At 58.3% G+C, this 12,022-nt stretch carries 12 protein-coding genes; 5 read left to right on the forward strand and 7 right to left on the reverse strand.

Going from position 1 to position 12,022, the window contains the following annotated elements; all coding sequences use genetic code 11:
* Window positions 1-57 precede the first annotated feature (57 nt).
* The 3 genes from ACMG4N_RS02490 to ACMG4N_RS02500 all read right to left on the reverse strand — a co-directional run bounded on the left by ACMG4N_RS02490 (window position 58) and on the right by ACMG4N_RS02500 (window position 2,790).
* Window positions 58-750, reverse strand: coding sequence for a DUF1294 domain-containing protein (locus ACMG4N_RS02490; protein ID WP_414432833.1), 693 nt, complete (start codon window positions 748-750; stop codon window positions 58-60).
* Window positions 732-1,901: an AAA family ATPase gene (locus tag ACMG4N_RS02495; protein WP_414432834.1), complete on the reverse strand. Its 1,170-nt coding sequence runs from the start codon at window positions 1,899-1,901 to the stop codon at window positions 732-734. The genes ACMG4N_RS02490 and ACMG4N_RS02495 overlap by 19 nt, the downstream gene beginning before the upstream one ends.
* Before the next feature lie 169 nt (window positions 1,902-2,070).
* The gene (locus ACMG4N_RS02500; protein WP_414432835.1) at window positions 2,071-2,790 is read right to left on the reverse strand and encodes a 16S rRNA (uracil(1498)-N(3))-methyltransferase; all 720 of its coding nucleotides are present in this window, start codon (window positions 2,788-2,790) and stop codon (window positions 2,071-2,073) included.
* Between the two features lie 91 nt (window positions 2,791-2,881).
* On the opposite strand from ACMG4N_RS02500, the gene ACMG4N_RS02505 reads away from it, so the two are divergent.
* Window positions 2,882-3,868 (forward strand): YheT family hydrolase, encoded by a 987-nt coding sequence (locus tag ACMG4N_RS02505; RefSeq protein WP_414432836.1) that lies wholly within the window; start codon window positions 2,882-2,884, stop codon window positions 3,866-3,868.
* A 134-nt stretch (window positions 3,869-4,002) separates the two neighbouring features.
* On the opposite strand, the gene ACMG4N_RS02510 is transcribed toward ACMG4N_RS02505, so the two are convergent.
* The 4 genes from ACMG4N_RS02510 to ACMG4N_RS02525 form a co-directional block, all read right to left on the reverse strand.
* The gene (locus ACMG4N_RS02510) at window positions 4,003-4,359 is read right to left on the reverse strand and encodes a hypothetical protein (protein ID WP_414432837.1); all 357 of its coding nucleotides are present in this window, start codon (window positions 4,357-4,359) and stop codon (window positions 4,003-4,005) included.
* A gap of 105 nt (window positions 4,360-4,464) precedes the next feature.
* Window positions 4,465-4,812, reverse strand: a complete 348-nt coding sequence (locus ACMG4N_RS02515; protein WP_414432838.1) for a hypothetical protein — start codon at window positions 4,810-4,812, stop codon at window positions 4,465-4,467.
* Between the two features lie 472 nt (window positions 4,813-5,284).
* Window positions 5,285-5,668 carry a hypothetical protein gene (locus ACMG4N_RS02520; RefSeq protein WP_414432839.1) on the reverse strand — a complete coding sequence of 128 codons (384 nt, stop codon included), beginning with the start codon at window positions 5,666-5,668 and terminating at the stop codon, window positions 5,285-5,287.
* Window positions 5,669-6,112: 444 nt separating this feature from the next.
* Window positions 6,113-6,814 (reverse strand): TetR/AcrR family transcriptional regulator, encoded by a 702-nt coding sequence (locus tag ACMG4N_RS02525; RefSeq protein WP_335626024.1) that lies wholly within the window; start codon window positions 6,812-6,814, stop codon window positions 6,113-6,115.
* A gap of 313 nt (window positions 6,815-7,127) precedes the next feature.
* On the opposite strand from ACMG4N_RS02525, the gene ACMG4N_RS02530 reads away from it, so the two are divergent.
* The 4 genes from ACMG4N_RS02530 to ACMG4N_RS02545 all read left to right on the forward strand — a co-directional run bounded on the left by ACMG4N_RS02530 (window position 7,128) and on the right by ACMG4N_RS02545 (window position 12,000).
* A complete protein-coding gene (locus ACMG4N_RS02530; protein WP_414433297.1) occupies window positions 7,128-8,570 on the forward strand; it encodes a coniferyl aldehyde dehydrogenase in 1,443 nt (480 codons plus the stop codon).
* A 215-nt stretch (window positions 8,571-8,785) separates the two neighbouring features.
* The gene (locus tag ACMG4N_RS02535) at window positions 8,786-9,319 is read left to right on the forward strand and encodes a twin-arginine translocation signal domain-containing protein (RefSeq protein WP_297767536.1); all 534 of its coding nucleotides are present in this window, start codon (window positions 8,786-8,788) and stop codon (window positions 9,317-9,319) included.
* A 51-nt stretch (window positions 9,320-9,370) separates the two neighbouring features.
* Window positions 9,371-10,987: a GMC family oxidoreductase N-terminal domain-containing protein gene (locus ACMG4N_RS02540; protein WP_414432840.1), complete on the forward strand. Its 1,617-nt coding sequence runs from the start codon at window positions 9,371-9,373 to the stop codon at window positions 10,985-10,987.
* A 149-nt stretch (window positions 10,988-11,136) separates the two neighbouring features.
* Window positions 11,137-12,000 (forward strand): PA4780 family RIO1-like protein kinase, encoded by an 864-nt coding sequence (locus ACMG4N_RS02545; protein WP_297767543.1) that lies wholly within the window; start codon window positions 11,137-11,139, stop codon window positions 11,998-12,000.
* The last annotated feature ends 22 nt before the right edge of the window (window positions 12,001-12,022 follow it).

Below are 12,022 nucleotides of genomic sequence, written 5' to 3' on the forward strand. Positions count from 1 at the left end.
TTTTTCTTCCCTGGTTATTGTTTTATTCCATTCGCTTTTTTTATAAGCGTTTCAGTCTCAAACTGGACTGCTTATCCATCCCCATTGCTTGAGTGTGATCAACCAACTCAACGCCTGAACATCCAGCCAGTCCCGCAAGGGCGCGGCCTGAGGACTGAACAGAAAGACACCTACCGCCACAAGATTTACCACGACCATCAGCCAGAAAACAGTGCGAAAAGGCTGCTTGCGGGTTTTGTGGCGAAACAGCGGACGCGCCAGAAGACCACCGGGCCAGCCACCGGCGAGGGACAAAAGATGCAGGGTATTTTCTGGCACCCTCTGGCGTTCGTTCAGCGCTGCTCGCTTATCCAGACCGAACATCAGGAACGTCAGGCCGGCGATTAACAGCAAGAAAATAATCAGGAAAAACCAGAACGCATTTTTCGAGAAGAATAACCAGAACGCGCCATAGAAAACGGCCACCACAAGCAGCGGCAAAAGGAACTCCGGCAACAGCAGATGCGCGGGCCGCCAGCACCGTTCCACCTCCACGGCGCGTACGCCCTTGGCCGCATCCGGCTCCACCCGAAACAGCACCTTTTCGCCGGCTTTCGGGCGCGAACGAATACGGCCAAAGGCACTGACATGAACAAAAATGTCCCGGCCTTTCTTGTCGGTGATAAAGCCGAAACCACGCTCATCATCCCAACGTTGCAGTACACCCGATTGTTTTTTCATATTTTCCTGCGTCAGTGGTGTTCCGACCAATGCCAGTTAGGCGTACTCAACAACCCCTGCCCGACGATCTGTGTTTCACCCAGCTCCTTGGTGAGCTCCACCCCATGGCAATCCGGATGTTCGTTCAACGCCGCCACCAGCCTGCTGGCATGGCTGACCACCCATAACTGGCTGTGCTGACTGGCCTGCTCGATCAGGCGGGCCAGTGCCGGCAGCAGATCCGGGTGCAGGCTGTTTTCCGGTTCGTTAAGCACCATCAGTGAAGGAGGGCGCGGGGTGAGCAGGGCGGCGATCAGTAACAGGTAGCGCAGGGTGCCGTCGGACAGCTCCGCCGCTGACAGCGGGCGCAGCAGGCCGTACTGATGAAACTCCAGCTTCAGGCGACCATCCGGCAACGGTTCGATATTCAGCCTGGCACCGGGGAAGGCGTCCTCAATGGCCGCATCCAACGCCAGGCTGTCGCCCACTTCGCGGATGGTCTGCAGGGCCGCCGCCAGATCGCGGCCATCGTGGTGCAGCACCGGTGTACGAGTGCCGATCTGCACTTGGCGGGCCGGGGCCTCCCGGTCGGTGCGGAAGTGGTCATAGAAACGCCAGCCACGAATCCGCTCGCGTAGGGCCAGCACCTCCGGCGCCGAACGCGCATCGGCCACCTGGCTGAAAAGACTGTCGAAGGTATTGAGGTGATCAGCCAGGGATAGCCAACCGTTATCGACACGGGCTTTCACCAGCGGCCCGCGCCGATCCACCAACGCTGCCGCCGGACGGTAGGCGCCGCCGGCCCAGATGATTTCCCGCTTGATTTCCGGGTCCAGGTTGAAGGCGGTGGTGCTGTCCGGCCGGGGCAGCCCCAACTCGATCAGGTAACCAAAATCCTCGTCGGCAAAACCCAGCCTGAGCCGCCGACTATGCTGACGCGGCCCACCTTCCACCGGCACCAATCCCTTGCGCATGGCAGTACTGAGCGTCTCCGGCCCGGCCCAGAAGGTAGACTCCAACCCACCCTCACCGGCCAGCGCCGCAATCACATCATCCTGGGCGGTGGCCGCCAGCAGCCGCAGGGCCCGATACAGATTGGACTTGCCACTACCGTTGGCCCCGGTGATCACATTCAACGGCCCGAGCGGCAACACCAGCTCCAGCGCGGAGCGGTAATTACTGATGGCCAGGGTGGTCAGCATGTTTTGTCCTTGTTGTTAGCTGCAAGCCACAAGCTTCAAGCTGCAACGCGGTTATAGTCCCGTAGTATCCGCCAGGGTCTTATCCGCGCTCATGCGCGGGCACAGACTTGCTGCCGCGATAAACCAGGCCGCGCCTTGTAGCTTGCTGCTTGAAGCTTATAGCTATCTTTTATTCTTTCCACGCCCACAACGCCGCCAGCAACGCCACCGGCGCCGTCTCGGCGCGCAACACCCGATTGCCCAGGGCAAACGCCACAAAACCGTTTTCCTCTGCCACGCGCAATTCGTCATCGGAAAAGCCGCCCTCCGGCCCGGTGAGCAGGGCCAGTTCCGTGATGCCATTCAGGGCAGCGGGGGAGAACGGGTTTTTCCCCGGGTGGGCGATCAAGCGCAAGTCTGGCAGTGCTGAGGTCAGCCAGTCCTTGAGTGACATCACGCCTGTCACCTGCGGCGGCCGGTTAAGGCCGCATTGCTCGCAGGCGCTGATGGCCACCTGCTGCCACTGGCCCAGCTTCTTTTCCTGGCGTTCGCCCTTGAGGCGCACTTCGCAGCGTTCGGTATCCAGCACCACGATCTGCGCCGCGCCCAGCTCGGAGGCTTTCTGGATCGCATAATCCATGCGCTCACCCTTGATCATGGGCAGCGCCACCGTGACCGCCAACGGCGCTGTGCGGTCTTCCGCCACAAACGCCAGTGGCTCCACGGTCACCGCCTTCTTGCCCACGGCAAGGATCCGCGCGGACCATTCGCCGCCGTGACCATTGAATACCACCAGCTCGTCACCCGCCGCCATGCGCAGCACCTTGCCAATATGATGACTGGCATTGGCGCCCAGCTGGGTGGCAACACCTGCCTGAAATTCCTGATCGTCAAAAAAGCGGCGGGCCATGAGGGATCTCCGTCATCAATGGGTGCCAGTGGGAAAAGCAAAAGGCTACCATAGCGCCGGTCGAAGAGACTGCTATCAAGTGAGAGATTCCATGGGCGAAATCGTTGCCTCCCCGTTCCGGCCCCCCGTGTGGCTACGCAACCCCCACCTGCAAACCCTGTGGGGCCCACTCGGTCGCGCCTTGCCTGAGGTGGAGCGGCACAGCGAATGGCTGCCGCTGGCGGATGGTGACCAGCTGTTGCTGGACTGGGCGGGGCCGGCAAGCCACCCCGGGCAGTTGACCGTGATCCTGCTGCACGGCCTGTCCGGCTGTAGCGATTCCCACTATATCCGTGGCATCCAGCGGGCACTGGCGGATGCGGGAGTGCGCTCGGTGGCGATCAACAGTCGCGGGGCGAAACAGCCCAATGACACCGCGCTGTGCTACCACGCCGGGGAAACCGACGATGTGGATGCGGTGATCGAGCATGTGTTTGACCAGGACCCCACCGGCAATCGTATTGCCATCGGTGTGTCGCTAGGTGGCAGCCGGTTGCTGAACTGGCTGGCTCATCGGGACAACGGCAAGCTGACGGCGGTGGCGTCGGTGTGTGCGCCCCTGCGGCTGGACCTGTGCGCCAACCGGCTGGATCGGGGCCTGTCGAAGATGTACCGCCAGCATCTACTGAAAGTGCTGCTCGGCCAGCTCGACGACAAGAAGCGCCACCTGGACAAGGTAAACCCGCCAGAAGCCAAGCGTCTGCACCGGCTGAACATGAGCGGCATCCGCTCCTTCTGGCGTTACGACGACCAGATCATTGCCCCTCTGTACGGTTTTCGAGGGGCCTACCATTACTACGCCCAATGCTCCGCCGGCCCCAAGCTGCTGCAGATCCGCACCCCCACGCTGATGCTGCAGAACCGGGACGACCCCTTCATGACCCCGGACACACTACCGCGCCAGGAAGAGCTTGGCCCGGCGGTGACCCTGGAGGTGAGCGAGTACGGGGGCCACGTGGGCTTCATCAACCACGCGCCCCAGCGCTACTGGCTGGAGCAGCGGTTGATGGCATTTGTGCAGGGGTTTGGGTTTCGTTGACAGGGGTGGGTTCGCCTCACAGCATGAGCGAAACCATCCCTGTAGGAGCCCATGCTTGCATGGCGAACCGAGCGACAGCGAGGCTAGTATGGCTTTAGGGAGAAGGAGGGAGGTCTTTGCACGATCTGCGCGATTCAGAGAACATAGAATTCACCTTCTCCCATGAGAATGGTGAAGTCTTCATATGGCCCCTCTTGAGTAACAAAAACCAGGGTTGCCCCGCAGGAAAACAATAAGCAGAAATGGAAATCATCTCTCCTCTGCCAGCCAACAACCTTGCTTCCGATCAACGTATCTAATCCACATGTGGTTATCCACGAACCAGAGAAAAGCTTCTTGGGGTCCCCGCTCTTCTCTAGTAAAACCTGCCCCCCGCCTTGGATAGACAAACTATCGAAGTGAAGCTGAATTTGATGCTGATCGATGCGAATCTGGGATAAATCTTCTCCAGTAAGCGTGCTCAAATCAAAATCTTCAGGTATTCGATTCATTTAGCACCAACGCCCAGCTAAGCCGCCGGAACGGAGTTGATTTTTGTGCCAACGTAGCTGGCAAGCACAAAACGAGCAACGCAGTGCAGGTCGGATTGAGATTTTTTATGTACTGCTAAGTTCACCAAGTATCTTCCTAATTTCTGACAGGCCCTTTTCGTTTAATACGTAGAAACCATCCGCGTTCTTGGTTTGAAAATCATCGTATTCCCAAAGAACTTCTACGCGCTCCCTTACTTTATCTAGCTGCTTATCGGAAATTGGAACACTTAAAAAATCATCCCAAAGATCTGCACTTACGACCCCAGATTCCATCTTACGTAATACAGCTTCAACTTCCTCGCGAGTTCTTTCTATTCTCTTTTCAAGTAACTGAGAAAAGAACGCGATGCCAGCACCTATTACTAGAACGGGAAGCCATAATATCCACTTTAATAAATTGACTATTTTCATATCATGGTTTTCACATAACACCCGGAATAGCCACCGAAGGTCGGCATTCCGCTGCTTGATATGCTTACCCAACCCATAAGTACAATCCGACAGAGGAGATGAACAATGCTGCTACAACAGAAGGCTTGGTTTTACAAAAAACCATACCTCCAGCTATGGCACAGGCTATCGGAATGCCCCAAAACACCACTAGCACATAATGGTGAACGCTCTCGCCTACGAGATGCTGATTTGAAACAATCCACTCGGATCTATCGACGACTCTTGCTAGACACCAGCCTGCGATCCCAAACGCCCAAACGAGAAAAGCCACTTTGACAATCACATCAAACTGCTTTCCTAGAAACCTGCTGATATCCCTGAGTCGTTCCATTCAATCTCTATGCATAACGCCCGCAGCACGCGCGGCTTTGTAGTGGAGGCGAAGCCGCAACGAAAAAGCCGTCGCTGTGCCTGCGATTGTTAGGCATTTCTACTCCCTGCCCCTCGAGATATAGTCAGCATATTCGTCTTGAATCATTAGCTCATTCAGTAACTTTTCAGATGATCCAGTGAATCGCTGCTCAATAAATTCTATCGCTTGTCCAAATGAAGCGAACGATATGACTTCATTTGCTTCTTCAAGCTCCAGGTCTGGATCAAGCGGACCAAACTCATAAATATCAAGGAATGACTCATCACCCAAGTCGGCTGTTTCGTAAACCGAGACATCTATTTGGGGGCCGCCCCCCCGAATGCTTAGCCACTTTATGCCGGCACCGCCATCCCGTTCGCATCCGCCAAGGAAGCACTCAACTGCTTTTCCTCGTTTAAGCGCCGATTCGGCTTCCTGAAGATTGAGATATCTACGGCTCATTGTGTATGCCTAACAGGTATTAGGAAGCCGGCTCGAATATCCAATGAACGTGCCGGCTTCATATCACAGACTACAAATTTGCATATCGAAAGATAAAAGCAGAAAAGTCAGTCAGTTACAAACCGGTCGGTTTACGCATGATTCAATATGTTGACCTCTTCTTTTCCCTGACCCAATAACACTGATCATAAAGACAGAGTGATTGAGAATAGGATCCAGCCCATGCACAAGGAGCGTACAGGCCGCCCCATAGAGGCAAACAACCATCGGTTATCAACCGCCTATGTTTGAAGGTGAGTGGTGGGGGTGTATCCGGAAAAGGGCAATGCCCCTGCGTCTTCACCAAGAGGGCACAGAGCACATTGGGAAAAGAGGATTCTCCTCAGTGTTCTCTGTGCCCTCTGTGGTAAACCATTTTTTGCAGTGGTTGCGAGGGAAGGGCAGCTATTCGCTGCCGGTTCTGTCCAGCCCGGGCACATGGCCGAGCAGCAGGGTAGAGGTATCATCCGCAGCCCGGTAGCGGGCCTTCATTTCTTCCAGGTGCTCGCGGGTCTCGCCGCGCAGGAAGGGCTCTTCCAGGCAGATGATCTGGTAGATGCCATGGCGCATCAGGGATTCGTCCAGGGCTTCATCCGCCGCCGCGTCCGGGCGCAGGCCATGGACCAGCGATGCCCAGGAGGACATCAGCACCCAGGTGTTCACCATCAGCCCCTGTAGCTGTTCATCATCCAGGTCGAGAATGCCGCTGCTGCGCAGCTCGCCGTAAATCACCCGCCCCCGTTCCAGCACGATTTCCACAAAGGCCTGATAGCGGGCGGCCAGCTCCGCGTCGGCGTGCAGGAAGTGGGTCAGATCGCGATGGAAGAACCGGTACTGCCACATGGATGCCAGCAAGCCCTCGAAATAGTGGGTCTTGATGGTCCAGGTCAGCGGCCCTTGGGGGGCTTCCAGAAGGGTCAGCAGGTGCTGGCTGTAGCGCTCGAACAGCGCCGCCACGATGGTGCCCTTGTTACGGAAGTGGTAGTAGAGATTCCCCGGGCTGATGCCTAGAGCCTCGGCGATGTGATTGGTGGTCACATTGCGTTCCCCTTCGCGGTTGAAGAGGGTAAGGCTGGTGTTGAGGATGCGTTCCTTGGTGCTGGTCATTGTAGGCCAAATGTTGTGATTTCATTACCGCAGGTTGACTCCTAGAGTAATTACTCTAAAAATCAGACTCAAGGTTAATTTTTGATCGGCAATCAGCACTGCCGGTCTTGTCATCATACATAATCCTGAAGCCGCGATTTCAGCGTGGATGGATGGCGTAAGAATTTGCTGTCACAGGGGATTTTCTGAAGAAGCGTCGCATCAGGGAATGCGATCGACTGAAGAAAATTTTCTGTGGCGGCAAAGGCTTGCGTCAGACGCCGCGATGAAGTCGCGGACTCAGGATAAAAAAAGCCTCGGGAGGCAAGTGACCATGGTCGCCGAAGTGAAAGATCTCCACAGCAACAATGCCGACATCGAACGCATGCAGCAGATTTTCGCTGCCCAGAAAGCCGCTTACCGCCAGCACCCTTACCCCAGCGCGGAACAACGCATTGAGCTTATCAACCGCATCAAACCGATGCTGCTGGACAACCTGGATGCCTGGATCGAGGCCCTCAACAACGATTTCACCACTCGCGCCGCCGACGAAACCAAGCTGGCCGAGATGCTGCTCACCCTGGAAGGGCTCAAGTACACCACCAAGAAGCTGCGCAAGTGGATGAAGCCCCAGAAGCGTAGCGTCAGCGCGCTGAGCTGGCCGGGCAAGACCTGGGTGGAATACCAGCCAGTGGGCGTGGTGGGCATCATCGTGCCCTGGAACTACCCGATTCAGTTGGCCGTGGTACCGCTGATTACTGCCCTGGCCGCCGGCAACCGGGTGATGGTCAAGATGAGTGAAGCGACCCCGCGCACCGGTGCCTTGCTGGAGAAACTGATTGCCGACACCTTCCCGGAAGAACAGGTGGCAGTAATCAATGGCGAGGTGGATGTGGCCCAGGCGTTCTCCAGCCTGCCGTTTGACCACCTGCTGTTCACCGGCTCTACCACCGTGGGCCGCCACATCATGCGCGCCGCCGCTGCCAACCTGACCCCGGTGACCCTGGAGCTGGGAGGCAAAAGCCCCTGCATCATCGGTCAGGACTTCCCCATGAAGGATGCCGCCGAGCGTATCGCCTTCGGCAAGTGCCTGAACTCCGGCCAGACCTGTGTGGCCCCGGACTACATCCTCTGCCCGGAAAACCGGGTGCAGGAATTCGTGGACGCCTGGAAAGCCCAGGTGGCCCAGTCCTACCCCACCATGGTCAACAACCCGGACTTCACTGCCATCATTAACCCGCGCCAGCACAGCCGGCTGCAGGGCTACCTGAAGGATGCCAGCGAGAAGGGCGCCGATGTCATCGAGATCAACCCGGCCAACGAAGATTTCACCGGCAGCCAGAAGATCCCTCATACCCTGGTGCTGAACGTGACCGACGACATGCAGATCGCCCAGGATGAAATCTTCGGCCCGCTGATGATCGTGGTGCCCTACAAGAATCTGGATGACGCCATCGAGTACGTGAACGAGCGCCCTCGTCCGCTGGCGCTGTACTACTTCGACTGGAACCAGGGCAACTGCGACCGGGTACTGAAGAACACCCACTCCGGTGGCGTCTGCCTGAACGACACCATCTCCCATGTGGGTGTCGACGACATTCCGTTCGGTGGGTCAGGCGAGTCCGGCATGGGCGCCTACCACGGCCCGGAAGGTTTCCTGACCTTCTCCCAGGCCAAGGGCATCTACAAGAAGGGCAAGTTCAACGCCACCAAGTTTATCCTGCCCCCTTACGGCCGTGGCATGCACAAGATCATCGACAAGTACTTTTTGAAATAGGAACAGCGGTTATAGATTCACCGTTGCCTTGCTGTAGGAGCGGCGCTCGAGCCGCGAACAGCCTCACGCAGCAACGAGGCACGAGAAGCGAGTTACGAAAGACGAAGAGCGGGTTTGAGGTTTTCGAAACTCGCTTCTCGCAACTCGTATTTTATTGGTTCGCGGCTCAAGCGCCGCTCCTACAAATAACCACTAACAAGAATATAGAGTGCGCTATGGATCAGGGACTCAATCGCCGCAGCTTTCTCAAGCTGGGCGCCGCCGGGAGTGCCTTGCTGGCCACCGGCTCCAGCCTCACCCTGCTTACCGGCTGTTCCAGCAATGACGGCCCGGCGGCAGGTTATCGCCATTTTCGCCAACAGGACGTGGACCTGCTCACCCCGCTGGTCGGCGCCGTGCTGGGTAAGGCCCTCACGGATGTGGGCGCCAGTGCCGAAGACGGCATGAAGGCTTACGACGATCTTCTGGATGGGGCCATGCCCGGCACCCGGGCCACCCTGTTTCAGATTCTTGATCTGATGCAGCTGGGCGCTGCCCGCTGGTTTATCACCGGCACCTGGGCCAGCTTTGCCGAGCAGAGCGAAGACGAGCTGCAACAAACCCTGGCGCACTGGTCTTCCAGTGATCGCGGCCTGTCGCAGATGGCATTCAAAGGCCTCACCCAGCCCATGTTCATGGCCTGGTACGTGAAGCCCGAGGCGGCGCGTAGTACCGGTTACCCGGGCCCGCCGCAAAAAATCGTCGCCTGAACAGCGGCCTTTCTTCTGCACCAGCCAGTCAAAAAATAAAAGGACAACGCCATGCAGGACCTGTCTTCCCTGCCCATCAAGGGCATCAATGACCCGTGGAAAACCGGTATCAAGAACGGCTGGGATGTCATTGACGGCCGTACCGTTTCCGCTGACCGCACTCTGGAAGCGGATGTGGTGATCATCGGCACCGGTGCCGGCGGCGGCGTCAGCGCAGAAATTCTCACCCAGCGCGGGCTCAAGGTGATTCTTATCGAAGCCGGCAAGCTGATGAGCTCTGACGACTTTACCCTGAACGAAGGCCAGGCCTATCGGGATCTGTATCAGGAGGGCGCCATGCGCGCCACCAAGGATGCCGGCATCACCATCCTGCAGGGCCGCACTGTGGGCGGCACCACCGTGGTCAACTGGACCAGCTCCTTCCGCACCCCCAGTGAAACCCTGCAGTACTGGCAGGACACCTTCGGCGCGGAAAATCTGCTGCGTGATGATCTGGACCCCTGGTTCCAGAAGATGGAAGAGCGGCTCAAGATCAGCCAGTGGATCATGCCCCCCAACGCCAACAACGACGTGCTGAAAAAAGGCTGCGACGCCCTGGGCTGGGAATGGGCCGTGATCCCGCGCAACGTGGAAGGCTGCTGGAATATCGGTTACTGCGGCATGGGCTGCCCGACCAATGCCAAGCAATCCATGCTGGTAACCACACTGCCCACGGCCATGAACAACGGCGCCACCCTGATTCACAGCGCCCAGGCCCATCGCCTGATGATCGACGGCGACACCGTCACCGGGGTGGAAGTGCGTCCGCTCAACAACGACAAGGTGCCTACCGGCGCTACTGTCACGGTCAAGGCGAAAACCGTGATTGCTTCCGGCGGCGGCATCCAGACTCCCGCCTTGCTGATGCGTTCCGAGGCACCGGACCCCCAGGGCAGGGTAGGCAAGCGCACCTTTCTACACCCCACTACCTTCACTTTTGGCATCTACGACCAGGAAGTGGCCCCGTACTACGGCGCGCCGCAATCCCTGTATTCCGACGAGTTCGTGTTCAAGCATGGCGTGGACGGCCCGGCGGGCTACAAGCTGGAAATGATGCCCATGCACCCGGGCCTCACTGGTGCCCTGATGGGCGGTTACGGCGGCGATGCCCGCAGCGAAATCGAACGCCTACCCAACCTGGCAGCCTCCATCGCCCTGATCCGTGATGGCTTCCACGCCGACAACCCCGGCGGCAATGTGGAACTGCGCGATAATGGCGAGCCGGTCATCGACTATCCCGTTGACCCCTATCTGCTGGAAGGCGCCAAGCGCACCCACCTGACCATGGCGGAAATGCACTTCGCCGCCGGGGCCAAAGAGATCCGCCCCAGCCACGGCCATGCCGGTTATTACAAAAGCTGGAAAAAGGCCAGGGATGCCATCAACAACCTGGCCTACGACCCGGTGATCACCGGCCTTGGCAGTGCCCACGTGATGGGTGGCTGCGCCATGGGCCAGGATGAGTCCCAGTGTGTGGTCAACAGCGACGGCAGCTACAAGTATCTGAACGGCCTTTATATCATCGACGGTTCGGTATTCCCCACCAGCCTGGGGGTGAACCCGCAGCTCACCATCTATGGCATGAGCGCCCGCAACGCCACCGCCCTGGCGGACAAGCTGCAAGCCTGACCCGCCTCTGAATAACGCCCTGCGACGGTTACCTGTACGGCGCAGGGCGTTACTTTTACCGCCCCACCTCATCGCCCCCAGCGCCGATTCCGACAGGAAAACCACAGGAAGCAGGCGAAGCCGGACGCCAAATAAGGTATAAGTGCGGCATGAAAACCCCGCAACGATTACAACCCCTGGTAGATGACGGCCTCATCGACGAGGTCATCAGCCGTCTTATGAGCGGCAAGGAAGCCGATATCTTCGTGGTCCGCTGTGGCGAGGAGATCCGCTGCGCGAAAGTCTACAAGGAAGCCGCCAAGCGAAACTTCAAGAAAGCCGCCCAGTACCGGGAAGGCCGCAAGGTCCGCAACAGCCGCCGCAGCCGGGCCATGGAAAAAGGCTCCAAGTTCGGTCGTGAGCAGCAGGAAAAGATCTGGCAGAGCGCCGAAGTGGACGCCCTGCGTCTGCTGGCCGAGGCCGGCGTGCGCGTGCCCAAGCCCTACGACATGCTCGAAGGGGTGCTGCTGATGGAACTGGTCACCGACGATGAAGGCGACGTGGCCCCGCGCCTCAGCGAGGTGGTGATGTCCGCCGAGCAGGCGGAAGAAGACCACGCGCTGATGATGCAGTACGTGGTGCGCATGCTGTGTGCCGGGATCATCCACGGCGACCTGTCCGAGTTCAATGTGCTGGTGGATGACTACGGCCCGGTGATCATCGACCTGCCCCAGGCCGTGGATGCCGCCGCCAACAACAGCGCCGAAGCCATGCTCTACCGGGACGTGGACAACATGACCCGCTATTACGGCCAGTATGCCCCGTCACTGCGCGGTAGCCGCTATGGTCAGGAAATCTGGGCCCTGTATGAAAGCGGCGAGCTGACCCCGGACAGCGAACTCACCGGCCAGGTGGAAGACGACGGCCACATCGCCGACGTGGAAGACGTGCTGGCAGAAATCAAGGCAGCGTTCGAGGAAGAACAGGAACGCCGCGAACGCCTAAGCGGCGACGCCGAGGACAGCGGTTATTGACCCCATCACGTAGGGTGCACTG

Origin of the sequence: Alcanivorax sp. IL2, assembly GCF_047495475.1 — a bacterium.
Classification (GTDB): Bacteria; Pseudomonadota; Gammaproteobacteria; order Pseudomonadales; family Alcanivoracaceae; genus Alcanivorax.